We start from the raw sequence: 24,296 nt of genomic DNA, 5'->3' as shown, positions 1-24,296 counted from the left end.
GCCCGGGCGTCGTCACGTCGCGCGCACGAACGGGTTGCGCTCGCGCGAGGGGTGCTCGGCGATGCTAGTACGGGATGCTTTCGGCAACCTAGGTGGTGACAGGGGCGGGTCGCGCGGGCAAGGTGGGAACGTGATCACCGTCGAACTCGCCAGGTCCCTCCGTGACGCCGGCCTCCGCTGGCACCCCGAGACCGGGGACCGGTTCGTGATCGACAAGCCCGGCATCGACGACGACGTCTACACGGTGTCCGAGATGACCGTCGAACGGCACGACTCCCCCACCGGCACGATCCTCGGCTTCAACGGCACCACCGAGTGGGCGCTCGACTCGGTCACCGCCACCGAGTCGCTCTGGCTCCCCCGTGAGGACCAGCTGCGCGAACTGCTCGGGCCGTCGTTCATCGGACTGACCCGCGTGCAGGTCGGCGGTCGCGTGGTCTTCACCGTGACGGCGACGATCGGCGGGGCCGACCGCAGCTTCGCGTCCGAGGTGCCGGCGATCGCGTACGGCCAGGCACTCCAGGCCTACATCACGGCTGCGCTCGCCTGAACGGCACGCCCGGGGTCGCCGTTCCTGGGTGTTGGCGGAATGGGCGCTGAGGGGCGTTTGGTTGCATGACACCATGACCGTTCCGAACATCACCCTGAACGACGGCAAGACCATCCCGCAGCTCGGCTTCGGTGTCTTCCAGATCGACCCCTCCGAGACGAAGGCCGCCACACTGGCCGCGCTCGAGGTCGGCTACCGCCACATCGACACCGCCGAGATGTACGGCAACGAGAAGGAGGTCGGCGAGGCGATCGCCGAGTCCGGCATCGACCGTTCCGAGATCTTCGTCACCTCGAAGCTCAACAACGGCTTCCACGCCCCCGAGGCGGCGCTGGAGAACGGCAAGAAGTCGGCCGACCTGCTCGGCGGCTACACCGACCTGTTCCTCATTCACTGGCCGCTGCCCACCGTCTCGGACTTCGTCCCGACGTGGAAGGCCCTCGAGGAGCTGTACCACGCCGGCACCGCCCGCTCGATCGGTGTCTCGAACTTCCAGGCGCACCACCTGCACCGCCTGCGTGCCGAGACCGACGTCCCGCCGTCGGTCAACCAGATCGAGGTGCACCCGTACCTCGCGCAGGACGAGCTCCGCGCCGTGAACCGCGAGCTCGGCATCGCGACCGAGGCCTGGTCCCCGATCGCGCAGGGCCTCGTCCTCGACGACGAGACCATCACCCGCGTCGCCTCGTCGGTCGGCAAGTCCCCGGCCCAGGTCGTCCTCCGCTGGCACATCCAGCGCGGCGACATCGTGTTCCCGAAGTCGGTCACGCGTGCCCGCGTCGAGGAGAACTTCGCGATCTTCAACTTCGAGCTCTCGGACGAGGACATGACGGACATCACCGCCCTCGACAAGGGTCACCGCACGGGCCCCGACCCCGACACGTTCGACTACGTGCCGGCCTGATCGGTCCCCCACCGCACCACGTCGCGAGAGCCGTCCGGGTCAGCCCGGGCGGCTCTCGCCGTCCGTGGCCGGTCAGCGGTTGGTCGCGACCGAGGCCGTCACGGTGAACTTCGGGGTCCGGACGACCTCCCGGGTCGGACCGACCAGGCGCGAGAGCACCGGCCGGTAGCGCAGGTGCGTGTTCCAGACGCACCACAGTTCACCACCGGCCTGGAGGATCGTGGCCGCGTTCCGGAACATCGCCTCGGCCGTGTCCGTGGTCACCGTGGTGTCCGCGTGGAACGGCGGGTTGCAGAGCACGAGCTGTGCGGACCCCTCCGCGAGCTCGTCGCCCGCGTCGGTCCGCAGCACCGTCACCCGGTCGGCAACGCCGTTGGCCTCCGCCGTGGCGCGCGTCGACTCGACCGCGATCCGGGACACGTCGGTGGCGATCACCCGCACCGACGGTCGCCGACGAGCGACCGCAGCCGCGATGACGCCGTTGCCGCTCCCCAGGTCCACGATCGTGCGCGCGGTCGGGACCGCCTGGTCCATCGCGTCGAGCAGCACCCGCGTGCCCTGGTCGAGCGACGTCCCGGCGAACACACCCCCGTGGGCGACCAGGGTCATGCCGAGGTCGTCGACGTGCACCGACCGGGGCCAGGGGTTCGTCGTGGCGGCGCGGTTCGCCTGTGCGCGGAGCGGGTCCTGCGCGATGAGCAGTCGCGACTTGCCACGGCCTCGTGATGCCGTGACCTCGCCGAACGAGCGCCGGAGCACGTCGTTCTGCGTCACGTGCATGTACTTCACGTTGCCGCCGCAGAGCAGCACCACGTCGGGCGCGGCGAACCGGGCGACGGCGCGGGCGATCTCGTCGAGGCGATCGTGCGACTTCGACAGCCGCAGCACCACGAGCCGCACGTCGCGGAACGCGTCCTCGAGCGAGTCGGGGTGGTGGAAGCCGCGCAGCCCGAACGTGCCGGCGTTGGCCTCGAGCGCCCGCTCCCCCACCAGGGAGTCCTGCACGACGCGGATGTCGCTCGCGCCGTACTGCGTGATGAGGCCGAGCGTCAGCACCCCGTACCGGTCGTCGACGACCGCGACCTCGCCGGGCTGCCGGAGCGCGTCGCCGTGCACGTGCGGGGCTTCGTCGAGCAGGAAGCGGTCGGTGCCGTCGATCGCGATGAGGTCTGGCGCGTCGTCGTCGCGTCGGCGGAAGAGGTCGGCGAAGTCTGGCACCGCGTCAGCGTACCCGGCGGCGGCCCGCACCGGAGCGAGTGGTGATCGCACTCGCGATATCAACAGGCTGTGTATTTCACATGTCAATACACTGGGAATCCCCCACCAGAAGGAGCCCCCAATGGCATCCACCTCGTTCCGGAGCGCCGCAGTCGTCTGCGGTGTCCTCACCGCTTCCCTCGGCTTCGGCCTGCTGACGCCCGCCGTCGCCACCGCTGCCACCACCACTCCCGCGGCATCGGCGGGCTCCACCGTGCAGGAGGACAATCCCGACTTCGACTCGATCCCCGTCGACCCCGCGCTGACAGCTCCGAAGTTCTACCAGGACTGGAGCACGCCGTACGGGTCCCGCACCGTCGCCGGGGACGCCGGCGGCGACGACGTCTGGCTCGTCATCGGCAACACCGCCTACGACCGCTCGACGGGAGGCGGCCTGTTCTTCCTGAACGTGCAGGACCGTCACCAGGACGCCGGGCTCGAGGTGATCCGGGTCCACACCGCCGCGGACGGCACGCAGACCCGCGGCGAGCGGGTCCCGATGCCGCGGAGCATCCGCATCGACGGGCTGCAGGAGCAGAACACGTTCACGCCGGGCACGACCCACTTCGCCGGCAGTGCGACCGCAGGAGCCACGATCGTCGCGAAGGACACCGCGTCCGGTGACACCCTCTTCACGGCCAAGGCCAGCGGCTCGCGCGCCGGCACCGGCTCCTGGAGTGCCGACGCCGACCTCGCCGACGCCGACCACGTGATCACCCTCACGCAGACGACGCCCGACGGTCGGACCAACGAGCTGCGCGACGTCCGGTTCGCACCGACCGCGAACGACGCCCCGGCCGCACCCAGCCTCGAGACCACGGAACGGCGACTGGACGGCTCGTTCGTGCTGACCGGCGAGTACGCGGACTCCGTCGACTCGGTCGTCGTCCAGGACGCATCGGGAGCGACCATCGCGGACGCGACACTCGCCAAGACCGGCTACGTCGCGCAGATCCCGCAGGAGCGCATCGGCTCGACGGTCTACGTCGTCGCCAAGGCCGCGGACGGGACGCCCTCGAGCCGCACCGCAGCCCCGCTCGCGCAGCTCCCGACGGACGCGTCCGTGCCGAAGCCGACGCTACGATCGGTGTTCGTCCACACCGACGGCCGGGTCCAGGTCGTCGGTGAACCCGACGGGGCGCCGGGCCTCTGGATCCTCGACGGCGATCGCGTCGTCGACGGCATCGCGCACAACGACCTCTGGAGCTACGTCATCCGCGCGCAGGAGACCGGCAAGCAGCTCGAGATCGCGAACCTCGGCTTCGACGGGCAGGGGTTCTCCTCCCTGTCGGAGCGCGTGGCCCTCCCCCGTCTCCTGCAGGTCGACGGCGTCACGGACGAGAACACCTACACGCCCGGCGCTCGCGCGTTCGAGGGAACGGCCGAGGCCGGCGCGACGATCACCGCCACCGATCAGCGCGGCCGTGAACTCTTCAAGACGCCCGTGACCGGTGCGCGCTCCGGCGTGGGGACGTGGAAGGCTTCGGCCGACCTGACCAGCACGGCCGGGTACGACCTGACGTTCACGCAGACCACCGCCGACGGCCGCACGTCGGTGATGCGCAACATCGCCTTCACCACCGAGAACGACTCCGTTGCACCGATCGTGGTCGAGACCCCCGCGATGAACGGCAGCGCCACCGGCCCCCGCCCCACCTTCACCGGCACCGGCCAGGCCGGGTCCACGATCGAGATCCGCGGCACCTCCCGCGTCGTCGCGACCGCCGAGGTCAACACCGACGGCAAGTGGACCGCCCCGTCGAACATCGACCTCGGTCGTGGCAGCTACGCCCTCACCGCGAAGCAGACCACCACCGGCAACGCCACCAGCGAAGCCCCCGTCCGCTTCTCCATCACCGCCACGGCAGCGCCGTTGACGGTGACGTCCCCCGGGATGAACGGCACCGCCACCGGCCCCCGCCCCACCTTCACCGGCACCGGCCAGGTCGGCTCGACGATCGAGATCCGTGGCACCTCCCGCGTCGTCGCGACCGCGGAGGTCAGCGCCGACGGCAAGTGGAGCGTGGCGTCGAACATCGACCTCGGCCGTGGCAGCTACGCCCTCACCGCGAAGCAGACCACCCCCGGCAACGCCACCAGCGAGCTCCCCGTCCGCTTCACCGTCAAGTAAGCCACACAGCCCACACAGAACGCCCCCGGTGACCACTCGGTCACCGGGGGCGTTCGCCTGTCGGTCCGCGTCAGCGCGGCCCGCGGTACAGCACGATCTGCGTGTTCCGCTGCGGCCGCGACCCCGCCTTGAGGGAGATCGCCGCACCACTCGCGGTGGCGGCGAAGACCCGCGCGCCGGGCCGGTTGATGAGCTGGTCGGCCAACGCCGACTCGAGTTCGCGCACCCGGTCGCGCAGCGCCTTGTTCTCGTTCTCCAGGTCGAGCACCCGCCGGATCCCCTCCAGCGACACCCCCTCGGAGCCGAGGCGCGCGATCTCGCGCAACTGCACGACATCGCGCATCGAGTACCGCCGCGACCCACCCCGGGTGCGGCCCGGCACGACCAGGCCGAGCCGGTCGTACTGCCGCAGCGTCTGCGGGTGCATCTCGGCGAGCTCCGCAGCGACCGCGATCGCGAAGACGGGCGAGTTCTCGTCCATGTCGGTCATGGCGCGTTCCTTTCCGTCGTCCGCGTGGGGTGGAAACCAGCCTGGAGGCTCGGTGCGGCTTCCTGACGGAGCCGCGCCGGGCCTCCAGACCGGTCTACTGCTGTGGTTGCGTGCGCGCTAGTCGCGCGCCTTGGCGAGGAGGTCCTCGCGGGGGTTCTCGTCGGGCAGCGCAGCCGCGAGTGCCTCGACGGCCTCGCGCTGCTTGTCCGACAGGTGTGACGGCACCGCGACCTGGACGGTCGCGAGCAGGTCGCCCGTGCCGTTCTTCGTCGTGACGCCGCGGCCCTTGACGCGCAGGACGCGACCCGACGGCGTGCCGGGCGCGACCTTGAGCTTCACGGGCGAACCGCCGAGCGTCGGGACCTCGATCGTCGCGCCGAGCGCTGCCTCGGTGAACGTCACGGGGACGTCCACGCGCAGGTTGAGCCCGTCGCGCTCGAACACCGGGTGCTTCCGCACCGACACGGCGACCACGAGGTCACCTGCCTCACCACCGTCGGGCGAGGGCTCGCCGCGGCCGCGCAGACGGATCTTCTGACCGTCGGCGACACCCGCGGGGATGCGGACGTTCACCGGTCGACCGTTGCCCTGCGACAGCTTGACGGTGTCACCGGCGATCGCGGTCGTGAAGTCGAGGGTCGTCGACGCCGTGACGTCGCGGCCCTTCGTCGGCCCACCGAAGCCGCGGTAGCCGCCGGAGGTCTGGCCGAAGCCACCACCCCCGCCGAACATCCCGCCGAGGATGTCCTCGAAGCCGCCGGCACCGCCGGGGCCACCCTGGCCGAAGCGCACACGCTGTCCGCCACCGCCCTGCTGTCCGAACATCCCGCCGAAGACGTCCTCGAACCCGCCCTGGCCCCCGCCGCCCGCCGTGAAGCGAGCGCCGGAGCCCATGGCGCGGACCTGGTCGTACTCCTGGCGCTGCTCCTTGTCGGAGAGCACCGAGTACGCCTCACTGATCTCCTTGAAGCGGTTCTCGGCGGCGGCGTCACCCGGGTTGGAGTCCGGGTGGAACTGCCGCGCGAGCTTCCGGTACGTCTTCTTCAGCTCGGCGTCGGAGGCGTCCTTGGACACGCCGAGGACCTTGTAGAAGTCCTTGTCGAACCAATCCTGACTGGCCATGGATCACCTGCCTTCTTCTGTCGTCACCGTGGGGACCCGGCTCAGGCCGGGACCGCCACCGCGACCTTGGCCGCGCGGAGGACCCGCTCACCGAGCTTGTAGCCCGGCTCGACGACGTCCGCGACGGTCTGTCCGGTGGCACCCGGGGTGGGGAGCTGGACGATCGCCTCGTGGATGTTCGGGTCGAACGCCTCGCCCTTCTCGCCGATCTGCACGAGCTTGAACTTCTCGAAGCCCCCGCGGATCTTCTGGCCGATGACCTGCATCGGGCCCTCGGCGAGGTCACCGTGGGCCTCGGCCCGGGTGAGGTCGTCGAGCGCCGGCAGCAGTGCCCGCACCACTTCGGCGATGGCGACCTCGCGGTTGGCCTCACGGTCACGCTCGACGCGCTTCCGGAAGTTCACCAGCTCGGCCTGCGCACGGAGCATGTCCGCACGCATCTCGGCGACGAGGTCGCGGTCCTCGGTGCTCAGCTTGTCCTCGGCGATGCCGCGGGCGGCGTCGGCGAGCAGCGCTTCGTCCTCCGGGGAGAGGTCGTTCGCTGCATCCGCCGCCGGGCCCCCGGCGGCGGGGCCGTCCGTCGGTACTTCGACGTCGGGCCCCTCCGCCTCGATGAGGTCCTCGGGCTCGGCAGCGTTCGTGGCGTCGCCCTCGACCTGGGGCTCGTCCTCGTTGGGCGCGTTGTCCTTGGGATCCGTCATCGTTACTTCTTGTCCTTGTCGTCCTCGTCGTCCACGACCTCGGCGTCGACGATGTCCTCGTCGTCGGCCGGCTGCTCACCCGCGGGCTGCTCGCCACCGGCGGTGCCGGCTGCTGCGTCCTGCTGGCTGTAGATGGCCTGGCCGAGCTTGCCCTGCGACTCGTTGAGCTTGTCGAAGGCGGACTTCACGGCGTCGTCGTCCTCGCCCGCGAGCGCGGACTTGAGCGCGTCGACGTCGGCCTGCACCTCGGACTTGACGTCCGCGGGGAGCTTCTCGTCGTTCTCCTTGATGAGCTTCTCGATCGAGTAGACGAGCTGCTCGGCCTGGTTGCGACGCTCGTTGGCCTCGCGACGGGCCTTGTCCTCGGCTGCGTGCTCCTCGGCCTCACGGACCATGCGCTCGATGTCCTCCTTCGGCAGCGACGAACCGCCGGAGATGACCATCGACTGCTCCTTGCCGGTGCCCTTGTCCTTGGCGGACACGTGCACGATGCCGTTGGCGTCGATGTCGAAGGTGACCTCGACCTGCGGGACGCCACGGGGAGCCGGTGCGATGCCGGTGAGCTCGAAGGTGCCGAGCGGCTTGTTGTCGCGGGTGAACTCGCGCTCGCCCTGGAAGACCTGGATCGCGACCGACGGCTGGTTGTCGTCAGCGGTCGTGAAGGTCTCGCTGCGCTTGGTCGGGATCGCGGTGTTGCGGTCGATGAGCTTCGTCATCAGGCCGCCCTTGGTCTCGATGCCGAGCGACAGCGGCGTGACGTCGATGAGCAGGACGTCCTTGCGCTCGCCCTTCAGCACACCGGCCTGCAGTGCGGCACCGACGGCGACGACCTCGTCCGGGTTGACGCCCTGGTTCGGGGACTTGCCACCGGTCAGCGACTTGACGACCTCGGCCACGGCGGGCATGCGGGTCGAGCCACCGACGAGCACCACGTGGGCGATGTCGTTGACGGAGACACCGGCTTCCTTGATGACGTCGTTGAACGGCTTCTTGGTGCGGTCGAGCAGGTCGGAGGTCATCTGCTCGAACTGTGCGCGCGAGATGGTCTCGTCCAGGTTCAGCGGGCCCTCGGCGGTGAGCGTCAGGTACGGGAGCTGGATGTTCGCCGACATCTGCGACGACAGCTCCTTCTTGGCCTGCTCAGCCGCTTCCTTCAGGCGCTGCTTGGCGATCTTGTCCGTGGACAGGTCGACGCCGTGCTCGTCCTTGAACTTCTTGACCAGGTAGTCGACGATGCGCTGGTCCCAGTCGTCGCCACCGAGGCGGTTGTCACCGGAGGTCGCGCGGACCTGGATCGTCGAGAAGTCGTCGTCCTTGCCCACCTCGAGCAGGGAGACGTCGAACGTGCCACCACCGAGGTCGAAGACCAGGATGAGCTCGTCTTCCTTGCCCTTGTCGAGGCCGTAGGCCAGTGCGGCCGCGGTCGGCTCGTTGATGATGCGGAGGACGTTGAGGCCGGCGATCTCACCGGCGTCCTTCGTGGCCTGACGCTCGGCGTCGTTGAAGTACGCCGGAACGGTGATGACCGCGTCGGTGACGTCCTCGCCGAGGTACTGCTCGGCGTCGCGCTTGAGCTTGCCGAGGGTGCGGGCCGAGATCTCCTGCGGCGTGTACTTCTTGCCGTCGATCTCGGTGGTCCAGTCGGTGCCGACGTGACGCTTGACCGACGCGATGGTGCGGTCGACGTTCGTCACGGCCTGGCGCTTCGCGGTCTCGCCGACCAGGACCTCGCCGTCCTTGGTGAACGCCACGATCGAGGGCGTCGTGCGCATGCCCTCGGCGTTGGCGATGACGGTGGGCTCGCCACCTTCGAGAACTGCGACGACGGAGTTGGTGGTTCCGAGGTCGATGCCTACTGCACGTCCCATGTGTTGCTCCTCTTGCTTGGGGGTAAGTCGTTGGACTTGCGTCCGATGGGCTCAACTCTACTCCTGAGTCGACTGGAGTCAACTTCAGGGAGGGCAAACCTGCGCCAGTCCCACTCAACTCCCAGCCCAGACGCCCGGTTGTTAGCACGTTCGTATGTTGGTATTTCACGTGATATTCTGAATACACATGCGCCGTCAGAGTCTGTTGACGGGCGTGCCCCTTCCCGCACAGCCGCCGTCGCGCGGCCTGTCCTGAAAGATGCACATGTCTCACAAGAAGAGGGCATCGACTGCCCTCAAGTCCATGGGTGCGGCCGGGCTGGCCGCTGCCACCATCGTGTCCGGCCTGTCCTTCGGTGCCCCCGCCGCAACTGCTGCCTCGACAACGAAAGTATCGACGCAGAGCGCCATGATCGGGAAGTTCGTTTTCAAGGGCAACGTGAACTACTGGGGCATCACCGGCGACCGTTACACCTCACCCTACGTCGGCGAGTCGTACGCGTCGGCGGCAGCTCGTGCGAGTACGTATTCGTTCCCGGCAATCGGGCAACCCGGCGCCATCAAGATCGAGGGATCGGATCGCTGCCTGACCGCGAGCGATTATCCTGCACTCGCCGCATGCAACGGTTCCAGCGCGCAGAACTGGACTATCACGTCGGCTGGCAAGGTGGTCGCGCCCGACGGCCGTGAGCTCGGGCTGGTCGGCAATACCGGTGGATCGTTCGCGCTGCACCGAAATGGGTCGGTGTACACGCTCACCACTTCGACGATGACAACTACGCGTGAACTCACCGCGCAGGTGACGAAGGTGAACAACATCGCGAAGACCGCTGAGGTGTCGGGCACGGCGACTCCGAACGGCACAGTGACGATCGGCAGCAAGGTCGCCAACGTCAACTCGAGTGGCAACTGGTCGATGACCGTCGAGGGACTCTCCGTCGGAGCCAACTCCCTCGTCGCAACGCAGCGGTTCAACAACGCGCAGGTCGACCAGAAGACCGTCACCGCGACGATCGTCGAGGGCGGCACGCTCGTTGGCGTCGACCAGGGTCCCGTCGAACTCGAGCGCGGCGAGACCACCCAGGTCCCGTTCGTCGTCGAGAACCGGGAAGCGCGTACCGGCACCAAGGGCACGGTCGTGCTGACCGCTCCGGATGGTGCGACCTTCTCCGAGCAGGACACCGTGCAGGGCTCATGGCGTCGCGTCGGCAACACCGCGTGGAACGCTTCCACGTCCATCCCGCTCACCGACGGCCGACTGTCGAACGACAACACGACCCTGACATTCGACGCGGACTGGTCCAGCGAGCGTCCGGCCGACCAGCAGTACCGTTTCATGATCGACGTCGCCGCGGCTGAGGACGCCCCCGAAGGCTCCAGCTCGATGGACTTCGACTTCACGGGCACGAGCAGCACGAACGACTTCCGTGCACAGGGCAAGACCACCACGACCGTGACGGACGCCGAGGTTCCGGCACCCGATGCACTCGTCGTCACCACCCCGGCCGACGACTCAACGGTCGACTCCAAGCGCCCGGTGTTCTCGGGTACCGGCGACGAGGGCGCCACGATCGAGATCCGCGACGCCGACGACAACCTCATCGCGACCACCGTCGTCGAGGACGGCGCCTGGAGCGTTCCCGCAGCCGCCGACCTCGCGGACGGCTCCTACGAGTTCGACGTGACCCAGACCCCGCTCGCCGGGGCGCCGAGCACCGAGAAGGTCTCCTTCACGGTCGCGACGAACCCGCTCACGACCGAGCTCACCGCGGTCGGCGCGTTCGATGACGACGTCACCAAGCCCGCCACGATCTCCGGCGACGCCACCACCGGCGCGACCGTGATCGTCAAGGACAGCCTCGGCAACGAGGTCGGCCGCACCGAGGCCGTCGACGGCAAGTACTCCATCCCGGTCCCGCCGTCGTTCGCCCACACCGGCGTCAACGACTTCGCCGTCACCCAGACGAAGAACGACACGACCTCGCCCGCGAAGGACGTCTCGCTCGACTACGGCATGCCGGCACCGATCCGCATCACCAGCCCGGAGAACGGCTCGACGGTCCAGAAGAACGGCCTGACCTTCACCGGCACGGGTGACAACGGCGCTCGTATCGATGTCCGCGGTTCCGTCCGAGCCATCGCGACCGGTACCGTCGCCGACGGCACCTGGAACGCACCGGTGACAATCGACCTGTCGAACAACGTCTACAACCTGCGCGCCGTGCAGACCACCAAGGGTGGCCTCACGACGCAGGCACCGATCACGATCACGATCACCGACGAGGCCCCGGTTGCTCCGGTTGCTCCGCTGACCGCGACCGCCGCGTTCAACACCACGGACGAGAACCTGCCCGCGACGATGACCGGCTCCGCCAACCCCGGCGCAACCGTCACCGTGAAGGACAGCAACGGCGACACCATCGGCACCGCCGTCGCCAGCAACGGCCGCTACACGATCACGATCCCCGCGAACAAGGCCCACTTCGGCGTCAACGACTTCACCGTCACCCAGACCGTCCGAGGCCAGGTCTCCGCACCACTGGACCGTTCCCTCGACTACGGCAACCCCGCAGCCCCGGTCATCCAGACCCCGGCCAACGGCGACACCGTCACCAACGGCTCCATCCGCTTCACCGGCACCGGAGCCACCGGCGCCAAGCTCGACATGCGCGGCAACACCTCCTCCATCGGTGACACCAAGATCACCGACGGCGCCTGGACCGTCGACGTCTCCCGCCAGCTCAACCCGGCGGTCTACGCCCTCCACGCACTCCAGACCAGCAAGGGCGGCCTCACCCAGCGCGTCAACATCACCGTCACCGTCCGCAACGAGGCTCCGGTTGCTCCGCTGACCGCGACCGCCGCGTTCAACACCACGGACGAGAACCTGCCCGCGACGATGACCGGCTCCGCCAACCCCGGCGCAACCGTCACCGTGAAGGACAGCAACGGCGACACCATCGGCACCGCCGTCGCCACCAACGGCCGCTACACGATCACGATCCCCGCGAACAAGGCCCACTTCGGCGTCAACGACTTCACCGTCACCCAGACCGTCCGAGGCCAGGTCTCCGCACCACTGGACCGTTCCCTCGACTACGGCAACCCCGCAGCCCCGGTCATCCAGACCCCGGCCAACGGCGACACCGTCACCAACGGCTCCATCCGCTTCACCGGCACCGGAGCCACCGGCGCCAAGCTCGACATGCGCGGCAACACCTCCTCCATCGGTGACACCAAGATCACCGACGGCGCCTGGACCGTCGACGTCTCCCGCCAGCTCAACCCGGCGGTCTACGCCCTCCACGCACTCCAGACCAGCAAGGGCGGCCTCACCCAGCGCGTCAACATCACCGTCACCGTCCGCAACGAGCAGATCACGGCACTGACGGCCAACGGGGTCTTCGTGCAGGACGTCGAGCAGAACGCCGTCGTCTCGGGCAATGCCCAGACCGGGGCAGACGTCATCGTCCGCGAAGGCACGACGGTCATCGAGAGCGTCAAGGCCGTCGACGGGCAGTACTCCGTCACGATCCCGGCCACCGTCGCCGGCGTCCGCACGTTCACCGTCACCCAGACGGTCAACGGCACGGTCTCGGCGCCCAAGACCGCGACGCTCGACTACGGCACGCCCGCGGACCTCGTCATCGAGACCCCCGGCAACGGCGGGACCCTCCGCGGCGACCAGGTCGTGTTCACGGGAACCGGTGCCCCAGGAGCCAAGGTCGTCCTGAACGGCACCGTCAGCCGCCTCGGCTCCGCAACGGTGAACGGTCAGGGCGCCTGGACGATCTCCGTCGAGCGCACCCTCACCCCGCAGGCGTACACGCTGTTCACCAAGCAGATCACCAAGGGCAACCTCAACGGCCCTGCTGACCAGCGCACCATCAACGTCATCCGGTAACACCACCAGCACCATGCGACGGGCGCCCCTCCACCAGGAGGGGCGCCCGTTCCCGTGCGTCAACCGCGATGCTCGAGGAGAGCAGCGGGACAGAACGACGAATGCCGCCGGCCTCGGGCCGGCGGCATTCGTCGTTCTGCGTGCGTGACGATCAGCGCGTGCGGAACACGTTGTCCTCGCCGTCGTCGCTGATCTTCGGCTCGTTGTCGCTCGTCAGGCGGTTGCCGTCGGTGGTCACCCGCACCGAGCCGACCTGCTTCGCGGCGATGTCGTTGATGGAACCGGAGACGACGAGTTCCTCGACGTTCCCGAGGTGGACGACCGCGTTGCCCGCGGTGATCTCCACCGACGCGCAGTCCCCGACGGTGACGTCCTTGTTGGCCTGGTCGACGACGGCCTTGCCGTCCTTGCACCCGGCCTGGACCTTCTCGATGTCGGCGGGCGGGTTCGAGAAGACCTGCTTGTCGGCCTTGGCCGTCGCGCTCGCGCTCGGCTTCTGGGTCGGTTTGTCGTCGCCGGTGCCGGAGCACGCGGTCACTGCAGCGAGGATGCCGACGACGGTGAGTCCGGTGACGAGCAGGCGGCGGACGGGGGGATGGGAGCTCAGGGCCATGGTGTGTTCCGATCTGGAGCGGGAGATGTCGGGCGCGTCAGCGGACCCGAGGACATTTGTATGTCACGTTCTATACAATACTTGATATGCTGAATGCATGACAACTGATCGGTTGCCTCGGGTGGCCTTCCTCAGCCACTCCGCAGCCCTCTCCGGGGCAGAACTGCTGGTCGCCCGCGTGACCGCCTCGTGCACGAGGATCGAACCGATCGTGATCCTCGGTGAACACGGCCCGCTCGAACGACTCCTCGCTGACTCCGGGGTGCGCTGTCAGGTCGTGCACCTCGATGCGACCGTCCGGAATCACACCGCCGGGGCGGGAGCCGGGCTCCTCGCGAAGACGGTCAGCACACTCCGCGCCACCCACGAGCTCACCCGCATCCTGCGCGCCCTCGGCGTCGACGTGCTCACGACCCACTCGGCGAAGGCGCACATCTGGGGTGGACTCGCCGGACGGCAGGCCGGGATCCCCGTGGTCGCCCACGCACACGACCTCGTCGGTGCCGATGGGTCGTCACGAGCGAATGCGACACTGCTCCGGCTCGCGTTCGCGGTCCTCCCCCGCACGGTGGTCGCGAACTCCCGGACCACGGCGCGGTCGCTCGGGCGCCTGCCCCGGCCCGTCGCCGTCGTCGCCTGCCCCGTGTCCGTCCCGGCGGAAGCAGCGCCACGCACCGCTTCGGCGTTCACGATCGGCATGGTCGGACGCCTCACGCCGTGGAAGGGGCAGGACGTCGTCCTCCGCGCCTTCGCGGCCGCCCGCGCAGCCGGTCTCGACCCCGACGCGCGACTCCGCCTGGTGGGCGCACCGCTGTTCTGTGCCGACGATGCGTTCGCCCGGGCGCTGCACACACTCGCGTCCGACCTCGGCGTCCGCGACTCCGTCGACTTCCGTGGGCACCAGCACGACGTCGCCGCCGAGATGGCCGCATGTGACGTCGTCGTCCACGCCAGCACACGCGCAGAGCCGTTCGGCCAGGTCGTCATCGAGGCGATGGCGCTGGGCCGGGCCGTGATCGCCAGCGACGCGGGTGGCCCCGCCGAGATCATCACCGACGACCGGGACGGTCTCCTCGTCTCGCCCGGTGACGTCGCAGCGCTCGCGTCCGCCATGGTGCGACTGGCAGACGACCAGGAGGCCCGGGGCCTGCTCGCCGACAACGGCCGTCGGACCGCCAGACGGTTCGATCTCCCCCGCGTCGTCGCGCAGCTCGAGGCGATCCTGGTGGCGACCGCCCGCTGACGCCGGACGGCGGCACTGCACGTGCGCGTCGCCTGTCGCGGGTCGACCCGGCGACGGAGGGCGGGCCTCCTGGCCGGCGCGCGTCAGGAACGGACGGCGCTCGGGATCCCGGTCCACGCACCGATCTCGCGCCGGAAGCGCGTGGTGGAGAACGTGTCGGCCCGCTCTCGGCAGTCCGCACCGTCGAGTGCCGCCGCCGCTTCGACGGCCGACCGCAGCGTCGACGGGGCGAAGTCGTGCAGGACGACGCCGCTCCGGTCGGGCTCCACCGAGTCGCACGCGCCGCCGAGAGCGTTCACGACGACCGGCGTGCCGAGCGCCATGGCCTCGACCGGCATGATGCCGAAGTCCTCCACCGGCGGGAACACGTAGACGGCCGCACGCTGCAGTAGCGCCGCCAGGAGCGCGTCGGACGGCCGGACGACGATGCGGACGTCGACGTCCGAGTCCGCGGCGAGCGCCCGGAGCCGTTCGAGGTCGGGTCCGTCTCCGGCGAGCACCACCGGTCGCGCAGATGCCCGGCCGGCCTCGATCACCACCTCGAGTCGCTTGTACGGCACGAACCGGGAGGCCCCGAGCAGGAATCCCGCGGGCAACGACTCGAGCAGGGCACGCTCGCAGTCGTCGAGCTCCCGTGCCCAGTCGTCGACAGCGGTGAGCCGTTCGACCCCGACGGGTGGGTGGATCACGACCGCGTCGACGTCCCAGCTCGCGCGGATGCGCTGCTGCACGAAGCGGCTGTTGGCAGCGACGTGCCGGAGCGCCCCGCCCCGACGGCGGTCCACTGCGCGGAGCGCGGGGCCCGCGAGCCGTGCGGCGACGGACGTGCCGCGGGCATCGAGCTCCGGGTTCCAGAGGTACCGCGCGGGCGTGTGCACGTAGGTGAACTGGCGCTCGGGATCGACCCCGGGCACACGGGCCTGGTGTGCGAACAGGTGCGAACTGACGAGCGCCCAGTCGTACGGCCCGAGGTCGCGCAGCCCGTGCGACCAGAGCGCGGGGAGGAACGGGACAGCCAGGGCCTTGCGCCCCCGCAGCGGCGTCGGCGCGAGGGCGCTCTCGATCACCCTCCGGCCGGGGTACCGGCCCGGGGCGTCGTTCCAGAGGCCGAAGAGGTCGGCGTCCGGGTACTCGTCCGCCATGGCGTCGAGGACACGTTCGGCGCCGCCGACCGCTTCGATCCACTCATGCACGAGCAGTCCGCGCATCGCGAGCTCCTTCCGTCGCTCGTGCGGCACAGGCGACGACGGCGTCGACCGCCTCGTCGGCCAGGGCGCACATCCGGGCGTGGTCGGCGTCGTCCCCGCGGACCGGGTCGGTGATGTCGTCCGTCTCTGGGTCGGTGGGGGCGGTGCCGAGTCGTGAACCTGCGACCAACCTGGGGAAGTCGTCCCAGAACCCCGCGCCGACGGCGTCCTGATCGAGGAGCGGACGGACGAGCCGCTCGAACTCGCGCAGCGTGAACGTCCGCCGCAACAGCGCGGGAGCGATGTCGAGCACCGCGGCACGGTGCTGGCGTTCCAGGGTGAGCACGAGCGCGGGGCCGTCGAGCACGCGTGCCGTCAGGGGCGTCCCTGCGAAGCCGGAGGGGTCTGCTCCGTGGCGCAGGACGGCGTCGGACGAGCGCGGGAACATCGCTGCCCCGGGTTCGGCGGCGGTCCCCGCGCTCGACACCTGGAACGCTCCTGGGGCGACAGCGTCCAGGCGGGCCTGGAGCACGCGTTCGACGTAGGGAGAACGACAGACGTTCCCTTCGCAGACGATGAGGATGGCGATCACGATCGAGTTCCTGTCAGTGCGGGGACGGTGGGCCGGAGGGTGGGAATCGAGGGCCGGAGGGCGGGGACGGCGGTCGGAACCCACGTCGGGGTCGCGCAGGCCGCGATCAGGACCCAGAGGACCGGGGTCGAGAAGTCGGGCGTCCCGACGACCTTGGCGACGAGCAACGCGACGAGTGCCGTGGCCGCCGCGACCGTGCCCGGACGCCGGATCGCGTTGGCGATAATGCCCAGGACGAGTGCCGCGAACGCCGCGGTGCCCGGGACGCCGACGGTGGACAACAGGGACATGCCGAACGACGACGGCCGGCTGCTGCCGATGCCGGCGCCCATCCCGAGCGTGTCCGCGAGGACGCCCCAGCTGAACGTGTCCGCCCCGGTCCGGGAGTCGTACGACTTGCTGTCCACCTTGTCGACGACGAGTTCCTGGATCGGCGCGAGCAGGTGGTCACCGGCGACGAGGGCGACCACGGCCACGGTGAGCACGCCGATGACGAGCCACGGGGTGCCGACACCACCGCGGACGACGTACCGGACGGCCAGTACGACGATGCCCAAACCGATCACGACGGCGGATGCGACGACGGCAGTGCCCGACGACGCCTGCAGCAGGTTGGAGCACGCGAGGGCAGCTGCCGCGGACCAGAGGAACCGGGCCCGGCCCGTCGAGCGCAGCGCCGCAACGACGAAGAACGCGACCGCGGGCAAGGAGAACGCGGCGAGCTCGCTCGGTTCACTGAAGACCCCGCGCAACCGGTCCTCCGTCGTGGTCCAGGCGTACGCGACGTTCGGCAGGGTGTCGAAGAGGGGAGCCGTCACGTCCGCTCGGAACAGGAGGAGGAACCCGCGGATGCTCGTCGTCACCGTCCCCACCACCAGCGCGACACCGACCGCGAGGACGGCGCCCCGGACGCGCACCAGGTAGAGCGTGCAGCAGGCGGCGAGGAGCAGGTAGGCGAGCTGTGCGCCGTTGCTCACCGTGTAGGCGAGCACACCGGGGTCGGCCACCTGGTGATCGACACCACCGCGGGAGACGAGCACCCGGATGCCGCCGAACAGCCACGGAGCCACCGCGGTGATCACCGTCGTCCACGCGAGGAAGACGGCGAAGGCGTTCGCAGTCCAGTGCGACGTCCCCAGCCGACGCGTCCCGAGGAGTGCGCAGGCGCTGGCTGCTGCCGCGACGGTGAACAGCGGCACGCCGTTCCCCCCGACGACGACGCCCGCGGAGTACGGCAACCCGGCGGCCGCCCCGATGATCACCGGCAACCACTCACGACGCACCGTCAGTCCGACGCCGAGCGCGACGAGGAGCACGGCTCCGAGGACGGTCATCCGGGCTTCCTCCACTTGGTTGCTTAATATTTCATATCAACTACTATGAGTATCACACATCGAAACCCGAAGGAAAGGCTCGGATGACACTCGCGCAGTTCATCGACGTGCTCCGGCACCGCTGGATCTCCATCGCTGCGGTGCTGCTGCTCGCGACCGGACTCGCGGCGGCCTTCTCCGCGGTCCAGGCGCCGCAGTACCGTGCGACGAGCGAGGTGTTCGTGTCCGTGGCAGGCGGGGACTCGGTCACCGACCTCAGCCAGGCCAACACCTTCTCGGCCGCGCGCGTCAAGTCCTACGAGGCGCTCGCGGTCACACCCCAGGTGCTCGGACAGGCCGCGAAGCAGCTCGGTCTGCCGGGTGGTGGCGGCCTCTCGCGGGTGGTGACGGCGGAGTCGAAGCGCGACACCGTGCTCATCTCGATCAGCGCCACCGACGGATCTCCGTCGCAGGCCGCCGCCATCGCGAACGCCGTCACGGCTCAGCTGGTGAAAGTGGTCGAACAGGTCGAGAACGAGGGGGCCGCCACCACCGGCCTCGTGCACCTCAGCGTCTTCCAGCCCGCGACCGCTCCGAGCACACCGTTCTCGCCCCGCCTGGCCGTCAACATCGCGATCGGTGTGCTCGCCGGCCTCGCCCTCGGCATCGCCCAAGCCGTCCTCCGCGAGGTCCTCGACACCCGCCTCCGCTCGTTCGAGGCACTGCGCCGGCTGACCCAGGCGAGCGTGCTGGGTGAGTTCGCACTCGACGACTCGGTCGTGAAGGAACCACTCGTCTCGTTCGGCAACCGCTACAGCACGCGAGCCGAGGCGTTCCGCCAGCTCCGGACCCACCTGACCTACACGAACCTCGACGGGGACGCGCAGAGCATCGTCGTGACCAGCGCGACGCCGGGCGAGGGGAAGTCATCCACCGCCGTGAACCTCGCGCTCATGCTCGCCCAGAACGGGTCGCGCGTCGTCCTCGTCGATGCCGACCTCCGACGACCGACCACCGGCACCTACCTGGGCATCGAGAGCCGCGTCGGACTCTCCACCGTGCTCACCCGGCAGGTCGCCCTCGACGACGCCGTCCAACAGGTCGGCGCGGACACGCCCCTCCACGTCCTCGCAGCGGGGCGCGTTCCCCCGAACCCGAGTGAACTCCTGAGTTCGAGCCGCATGGTCGAACTGGTCCGCGAACTCGAGTCCCGCTTCGAGTACGTGATCGTCGACGCCCCTCCGATGCTCCCGGTCACCGACCCCGCTGTGCTGGGCACGATCTGCAGCGGTGTCCTGCTCGTGGTGAGCGTGGACGGGCGGACCAGACGCGCCGACTTCACCGCTGCAGAACGGACCGTGACCCAGGTCGGCGCCCGCCTGCTCGGCCTCGTCGTGAACCGCCTGCCGGTGCAGCGCCGCGCGAAGACCTACTACAACTACGAGCCGTCGGCGCCGGTCAGCGAGAGCCCTCGTCGATCGTCGCGAGCTCGCCGCACCCCGGAGGACCACTGATGAAGCCGCCCGCACGCCGTTCACTCGTCTACCTCGGGTGGCAGGGCAACGCCAACTTCGGCGACGACCTGCTGTACGAGACCTGGCGCGCTGCACTCGACGACCCCCTCACGGTCCAGGCGCCGCTCAACGCACGCGACTACCTCCGCTCGGCGCCACGATTCGGGCTCGACCGGCTCCGCACCCTCGGCGCGGAACGGGTCGTCCTGCTCGGCGGTGGGACGTCCGTCGGGTTCGCGTCGTGGGCAGAGCACGCACGGCTGGCGATCCGCAACTTCGGCGCGGACGGACTGATCGGTGTGGGCCTCGGTGCCGCGTCGGCATCGGACACGTACTCCCTGGCGCGGCAGCAACAACGCTGGGAGGCCTGGCGCACGCTCGAGCGGCTGCACATCGCCGGCGTTCGCGGTCCCCTCACCCAGGACGAGGTCTCCGCACACCTGATGCCCGTCGACATCAGCGGTGACCCGGCGCTGCTCTACCCGCTCGTTCAGCACGTGCCCCGCCCCGCTCGAGCTGCTCCGCGGATCGGCGTGAGCCTCGGGTCCGATCCCCACTCCCGCTTCGACATCGACACCGTCGCCGCGGCCGTCGACGAACACGCACGCGACCTCGGTGCCACCGAGGTGGTCGCGTTCGCCCTGTCGGCAGCCGACCAGGACGCCGCACGCCGGCTCTCGGACCGCCTGACGACGTCGTCGGTCGTCCACGCCTACACGGACGTCGCGGCCACGATGGCCGCGATCGGCAGCTGCGACCTCGTGGTGTCGGAACGGCTGCACGGCGCGGTCGCCGCGGTGTCGCTCGGCATCGCGACGGTCCCGCTGTCCTACGCCTCGAAGTGCGACGACTTCTGGTCGAGCGTCACCGGCCGTGCCGCCCCCGTCACGGTGGGCCACTCGGCGGACGACCTGGTCGACGCCATGCGCGCGGCAGAACAGGAGCGTTCGGGCATCGCCGACCGGGTCCGCGAACTGCAGGACCGATTGCAGCGGATCAGGGGCGAGCTGCTCGGCTGGAAGTCGGGGACGCGCTCGACGACGGACCTGCTGACGATGAACACGGTGTCGGTGTGAACGCCGTCGCAGGGTCCGACCACCGGTTCCACTTGGTCATCTCGACGATCCGCTCGCCGGAACACATCGAGCGGTGCCTCGACTCGATCCGCCGAACACGACTGCCGGTCTTCGTGACCGTGGTCGAGCAGCGTCCGACGCCCGACGCGCTGCCGCTCCTCCGGGACCTGATCGACGCCGGTCACGCAGAACACGTGCACGAGCCCGTCGTCCGTGGGGTCAGCCGCGGCCGGAACCGCGGGCTCGCCACGATCCGTGGGGACATCGTGGCGTTCCCCGACGACGACTGCTGGTTCGACGACGGTGTCCTCGAACTCCTGTCCGAGCGGATGGACGACCGGAACCTCGACGGAGCAGCCATCCCCTGCCGTGCGAGTGACGACAGTGGCACGATGCTCCGCTGGCGCCGACGGGCATGCCGGGTCACGAGCTGGCGGGTTCCCCGGACGATCGTCGCTGCAGGCATCTTCCTGCGACGCGACCTGCTCGAGAGGCACGGACTCTTCGACGTCGCCCTCGGGACCGGTTCGGCGACGCCGTTCGGCTCCGGCGAGGAGAACGACCTCGTCATCCGTGCACTCCGTCGCGGTGCCCACATCGCCTACATGCCGGACGTGACCGTGCGGCACGGCGACTTCCGGCACGACGGTATGACGGACGAGACCCTGGCCAAGGTGCTGCGGTACAACCGGGGGTTCGGCCGAGTGCTCCGGAAGCACCGGCTCCGCGGCCAGGCGGCCTACTGGGTCACCCGGTCGATGGCGGCCGTCCTCGTGGCACGGGTCAAGCGGGACCACGATGCGACCCGGTTCCAACAGGCACAGCTCCGTGGCCGGTGGCAGGGGTGGCACGGCGCGGACGACCACGGCGCGCACCACGCGTTCGACCGGACCACGACGCCGCTGCACGGGTGACACGAGCGGCCCCGCAGCGCACCAGGTGCACCGCGGGGCCGCTCGGAGTCACTCGTCCCAGACGACGAACCGCGGGATCCACTTCGCGGACATGTCGAGCTTCCCGGCGGTGCCCCGCACGGTCTTCTCGGACCCGGTGGGTTCGACGATCCGCCCTGTTCCGCGAAGTGAGACGCGCACGGGCGTCGACAGGTGCTGCGCCTCCGACTGCCAGACGACACGGGCGTGGTGCTTGCCGTCCGGCGAGGTGAACCGCATGTGGCGGACCGGACCGATCCGGTGCTCCGCCACGTACCGCTTGCCGGCGAGGACCCGCTGCATGGTCGCCCAGGCCGCGGCGGAGGTCTTCGGCTCGGAGCCGCCGTCGGCGTTGCCGATCAGTCCGAACGTCCGTGCGGTGCCGTTCGCCAGGGCGGGCTCGGCCATCTCGAACAGGAACAGCCGCTCGACGCCGTACTGCGCGGCGATGGCGTAGGTGCGCAGGATGTACGCGGTCTGGTCTTCCGGTCGGACCCACCCCGGTCCGGCGAACTGCGTCGGCCACCCGACCTCGGTGATCCAGATCGGCAAGGCGCTGCCGTCAGGGCGCGGGTACCGGTCGGCCGTCGTCCGGAGCCACGCGAGCGCGTCCTCGATGCACGGGTTGGTCGGGACGCAGAGCTCGGGGCCCCACGGGTTGTTGTAGGGGTGGACGCTGACCGCGTCCACGTGGTCAGCGCCGCCGAGGCGGAACCACTCGCCGATCCAGGCGCGCTCGTCGTCGGACACCGAGTTCTGGGTCGGCCCGACGATCGTCGCCGCCGGGTCGGTCGCACGGATGACCTGTGCGGTGACCCGTGCGAGCTCGATGTAGGCGGCGGGCGTCGCGGGCAGCGAACCGTGGTTGTTCGTCCACTCGTTCCAGACCTCGTAGGACAGATCGGTGTCCGGGTGCCGGTCCCGCATGTGGGACACGGTCTCCTTGACGTAGCGCTTCCAGGCGGCGGCCTGGGCGGGTTTGGAGACGTCCGGTGGTGCCATCGGGTCGTTCGTGTACGCGACGTTGCCGTAGTCGAGGACGAAGAGTGGGCTGACACCCATGTCACGCACGACCGGGTCGATGCGGGCGTCCGTCGCCGTGAAGTCGAACCGGCCGGCGACCTTCTCGACCGCGCTCCACTGCAGGTCCTGTCGGTAGCTGCCGGCACCGAGTGCGGCGAGTGACGGCAGCGCGCTCGCCACGGGGTTGACGCCGAGACCGAAGTACGGGTCGGAGCCGACCGGACCGGCGATGGTGCGCACGAACCGGGTCGACGCGGACGTCGACCCCGGCGTCTGCACGGTCAATCGGTACGTGCCGGACGGGAGAGCGCTCGTGGGGTGCACCTCGACCGATCGGGTGCCGGCCCGGCCACTCCCCGAGTCGACGATCGTTCCCGTGGTGTCGTTGATCCGCCAGGTGACGTCTGCCGCTCGCTCGACACCGGCGACCGTGAACCCGGGCTGCTCGTCGGGCCCGAAGAGACCGCTCCCACCGATGGGTCGGAGCGTCGGCGTCGTCGTGGCCGTCGGCGTGGTACCGCGTGCGGACTGGGGCTGGGCGTGCTCGGACAGGATCGCCGCGAGCACGACGCCCGTGACGGCAGCGGCGGTGAGGCCACGGCGGCGTGTGGACGGAGGACGGGGAGCGGGGCGGCCAACGGATGGCCCGACGTGTTCCATCCGGCCATCATGGGCAGCACGGGCAGGTGCTGGCGAGCGATCCAAATGCACGGCACCCGCTATGCGATCGACTCGATCCTGGGCGATACACAACATGCGAACTGTTGGCGGACGGCGATCGTTCCCGCCCACAGTTGCTCGATGCCAGCCGAACGACCGACCTTCACCGGCGTCCAGGTGCTGCGGTTCGTCGCCGCGCTCCTCGTCGTGTTCTCGCACCTGCCGACGTACCTGCACGCCCGTCTCGGCACACCCCTGGTCGACATCCCCGTCGGCCAGGTCGGGGTGACGGTCTTCTTCGCGATCAGCGGGTTCGTCGCGGTGCTGGTGACACAGCGGACCCCGAGGCCGACCTGGCGCGAGTTCATCTCCCGTCGGCTGGTCCGCATCCTGCCGCTCGCGTGGGCGGTGATGACGATCAAGCTCGGCACACTGCTGGTGGCCCCGCAGGCCCTGGAACGCGCGGCCACGTCACCGACGTACATCGCGTTGTCCTACGTGTTCCTGCCCGGCCGCGGCCCGAACGGCGTGGTCGAGCCGTTCTACACCGTCACCTGGACGCTGTCGTTCGAGCTGCTGTTCTACGTGGTCGTCACGATCGCGCTCGCCACTCGCATCGACCCCCTCCGGCTGGCGTCCGTCGTCTTCGTCGGACTCGCGGTCGCCTCGGCGTTCCGAGGGCCGGACGGGTGGCCGGTCTGGCAGTTCCACGCGAACCGCATCGTCCTGTGCTTCCTGGTCGGCATGGTGATCGGCCGGTGGGCCCTCGACCGCCGCACCCGGGTGGCCCTGCTCCGGACCGCGGCGATCACCGCGATCTGGCTCGTGGTGGGCACCGTCGCGGGCGCGTCCGTGCCGAGCCTGCTGCTGTTGCCGCTCGCGGGCGTGGCGCTGGCGACGACGGTGGCGGGTGAGCCGCTCCTCCGGCGGTGCACCGGCACCGTCGGGCGGACGTTGGGCGATGCCTCGTACGCGTTGTACCTGACGCACCCGATCGTCGCACCGGCGACGGTGGCCGTGGTCGCCGCTGTCGTCGCCGGCCCCGCAGCGCCGATCGTCGCGGGCATCGCCGCACCGGTCGCCGCCGTGGTCGCCTCGGTAGCGGTGTGGTTCGCGGTCGACCGTCCGGTGATCCGGCGGCTCCAGCGGCGACGGACCACACCACCACGGACCCCGCGCACCGCGAGGCACCGGCTACCCGCCGGGTAGTGTCGTC

Annotated in this window: 19 protein-coding genes; 9 read left to right on the top strand and 10 right to left on the bottom strand. The window is 69.9% G+C overall.

What is annotated here, in order from left to right:
• Positions 1-130 precede the first annotated feature (130 nt).
• Both DEJ08_RS02445 and DEJ08_RS02440 read left to right on the top strand, forming a co-directional pair.
• Positions 131-550, top strand: a complete 420-nt coding sequence (locus tag DEJ08_RS02445) for a hypothetical protein (protein WP_027464885.1) — start codon at positions 131-133, stop codon at positions 548-550.
• 73 nt (positions 551-623) lie between these two features.
• The gene (locus DEJ08_RS02440) at positions 624-1,454 is read left to right on the top strand and encodes an aldo/keto reductase (protein WP_111053869.1); all 831 of its coding nucleotides are present in this window, start codon (positions 624-626) and stop codon (positions 1,452-1,454) included.
• A gap of 72 nt (positions 1,455-1,526) precedes the next feature.
• Here the strand turns inward: DEJ08_RS02440 and DEJ08_RS02435 are convergent, their stop codons facing one another.
• On the bottom strand, positions 1,527-2,672 hold the full coding sequence (locus tag DEJ08_RS02435; protein ID WP_071404391.1) for a class I SAM-dependent methyltransferase: 1,146 nt from the start codon (positions 2,670-2,672) through the stop codon (positions 1,527-1,529).
• Positions 2,673-2,793: 121 nt separating this feature from the next.
• Here DEJ08_RS02435 and DEJ08_RS02430 point away from each other — a divergent pair, with 121 nt between their 5' ends.
• A complete protein-coding gene (locus DEJ08_RS02430; protein WP_111053870.1) occupies positions 2,794-4,842 on the top strand; it encodes an Ig-like domain-containing protein in 2,049 nt (682 codons plus the stop codon).
• A 70-nt stretch (positions 4,843-4,912) separates the two neighbouring features.
• Here the strand turns inward: DEJ08_RS02430 and DEJ08_RS02425 are convergent, their stop codons facing one another.
• The 4 genes from DEJ08_RS02425 to dnaK all read right to left on the bottom strand — a co-directional run bounded on the left by DEJ08_RS02425 (position 4,913) and on the right by dnaK (position 9,023).
• Entirely contained in the window at positions 4,913-5,323 is a 411-nt protein-coding gene (locus tag DEJ08_RS02425; RefSeq protein WP_027464889.1) for a heat shock protein transcriptional repressor HspR, read from the bottom strand.
• A 126-nt stretch (positions 5,324-5,449) separates the two neighbouring features.
• Complete coding sequence (locus DEJ08_RS02420) at positions 5,450-6,454, bottom strand: DnaJ C-terminal domain-containing protein (RefSeq protein ID WP_017886377.1); 1,005 nt, start codon at positions 6,452-6,454, stop codon at positions 5,450-5,452.
• Between the two features lie 41 nt (positions 6,455-6,495).
• Positions 6,496-7,155, bottom strand: coding sequence for a nucleotide exchange factor GrpE (locus tag DEJ08_RS02415; RefSeq protein ID WP_083404289.1), 660 nt, complete (start codon positions 7,153-7,155; stop codon positions 6,496-6,498).
• Between the two features lie 2 nt (positions 7,156-7,157).
• Positions 7,158-9,023: a molecular chaperone DnaK gene (dnaK, locus tag DEJ08_RS02410; protein WP_071404963.1), complete on the bottom strand. Its 1,866-nt coding sequence runs from the start codon at positions 9,021-9,023 to the stop codon at positions 7,158-7,160.
• 265 nt (positions 9,024-9,288) lie between these two features.
• Here dnaK and DEJ08_RS02405 point away from each other — a divergent pair, with 265 nt between their 5' ends.
• Positions 9,289-12,927: an Ig-like domain-containing protein gene (locus tag DEJ08_RS02405; RefSeq protein ID WP_181438919.1), complete on the top strand. Its 3,639-nt coding sequence runs from the start codon at positions 9,289-9,291 to the stop codon at positions 12,925-12,927.
• Positions 12,928-13,078: 151 nt separating this feature from the next.
• Here DEJ08_RS02405 and DEJ08_RS02400 read toward each other — a convergent pair whose 3' ends face one another.
• On the bottom strand, positions 13,079-13,540 hold the full coding sequence (locus DEJ08_RS02400) for a DUF3060 domain-containing protein (protein WP_111053872.1): 462 nt from the start codon (positions 13,538-13,540) through the stop codon (positions 13,079-13,081).
• Between the two features lie 97 nt (positions 13,541-13,637).
• Here DEJ08_RS02400 and DEJ08_RS02395 point away from each other — a divergent pair, with 97 nt between their 5' ends.
• Entirely contained in the window at positions 13,638-14,783 is a 1,146-nt protein-coding gene (locus DEJ08_RS02395; RefSeq protein ID WP_111053873.1) for a glycosyltransferase, read from the top strand.
• Between the two features lie 83 nt (positions 14,784-14,866).
• Here the strand turns inward: DEJ08_RS02395 and DEJ08_RS02390 are convergent, their stop codons facing one another.
• Genes DEJ08_RS02390 through DEJ08_RS02380 form a run of 3 tightly spaced genes read right to left on the bottom strand, consistent with a single transcriptional unit; the run spans position 14,867 to position 17,896 of the window.
• The gene (locus DEJ08_RS02390) at positions 14,867-15,991 is read right to left on the bottom strand and encodes a glycosyltransferase (protein WP_258366987.1); all 1,125 of its coding nucleotides are present in this window, start codon (positions 15,989-15,991) and stop codon (positions 14,867-14,869) included.
• Positions 15,969-16,562, bottom strand: coding sequence for an arsenate reductase/protein-tyrosine-phosphatase family protein (locus tag DEJ08_RS02385; RefSeq protein WP_181433329.1), 594 nt, complete (start codon positions 16,560-16,562; stop codon positions 15,969-15,971). The genes DEJ08_RS02390 and DEJ08_RS02385 overlap by 23 nt, the downstream gene beginning before the upstream one ends.
• Positions 16,559-17,896: a hypothetical protein gene (locus DEJ08_RS02380; protein WP_181438920.1), complete on the bottom strand. Its 1,338-nt coding sequence runs from the start codon at positions 17,894-17,896 to the stop codon at positions 16,559-16,561. Before DEJ08_RS02380 ends, DEJ08_RS02385 begins: the two co-directional genes overlap by 4 nt.
• 83 nt (positions 17,897-17,979) lie before the next feature.
• Between DEJ08_RS02380 and DEJ08_RS02375 the strand changes: the two genes are divergently transcribed.
• Genes DEJ08_RS02375 through DEJ08_RS02365 form a run of 3 tightly spaced genes read left to right on the top strand, consistent with a single transcriptional unit; the run spans position 17,980 to position 21,379 of the window.
• Positions 17,980-19,389 carry a tyrosine-protein kinase domain-containing protein gene (locus tag DEJ08_RS02375; protein WP_111053876.1) on the top strand — a complete coding sequence of 470 codons (1,410 nt, stop codon included), beginning with the start codon at positions 17,980-17,982 and terminating at the stop codon, positions 19,387-19,389.
• Positions 19,389-20,465 carry a polysaccharide pyruvyl transferase family protein gene (locus DEJ08_RS02370; RefSeq protein ID WP_111053877.1) on the top strand — a complete coding sequence of 359 codons (1,077 nt, stop codon included), beginning with the start codon at positions 19,389-19,391 and terminating at the stop codon, positions 20,463-20,465. Before DEJ08_RS02375 ends, DEJ08_RS02370 begins: the two co-directional genes overlap by 1 nt.
• Complete coding sequence (locus tag DEJ08_RS02365) at positions 20,462-21,379, top strand: glycosyltransferase family 2 protein (RefSeq protein ID WP_181438921.1); 918 nt, start codon at positions 20,462-20,464, stop codon at positions 21,377-21,379. Before DEJ08_RS02370 ends, DEJ08_RS02365 begins: the two co-directional genes overlap by 4 nt.
• Positions 21,380-21,427: 48 nt before the next feature.
• Here DEJ08_RS02365 and DEJ08_RS02360 read toward each other — a convergent pair whose 3' ends face one another.
• Positions 21,428-23,080 carry a GH39 family glycosyl hydrolase gene (locus DEJ08_RS02360; RefSeq protein WP_181438922.1) on the bottom strand — a complete coding sequence of 551 codons (1,653 nt, stop codon included), beginning with the start codon at positions 23,078-23,080 and terminating at the stop codon, positions 21,428-21,430.
• A gap of 141 nt (positions 23,081-23,221) precedes the next feature.
• On the opposite strand from DEJ08_RS02360, the gene DEJ08_RS02355 reads away from it, so the two are divergent.
• Positions 23,222-24,289 (top strand): acyltransferase family protein, encoded by a 1,068-nt coding sequence (locus tag DEJ08_RS02355; RefSeq protein ID WP_181438923.1) that lies wholly within the window; start codon positions 23,222-23,224, stop codon positions 24,287-24,289.
• Positions 24,290-24,296 lie beyond the last annotated feature (7 nt).

This window comes from Curtobacterium sp. MCLR17_054 (assembly GCF_003234335.2).
Lineage (GTDB): Bacteria > Actinomycetota > Actinomycetes > Actinomycetales > Microbacteriaceae > Curtobacterium > Curtobacterium flaccumfaciens.
This window is presented reverse-complemented; position numbering and strand designations above follow the sequence as displayed.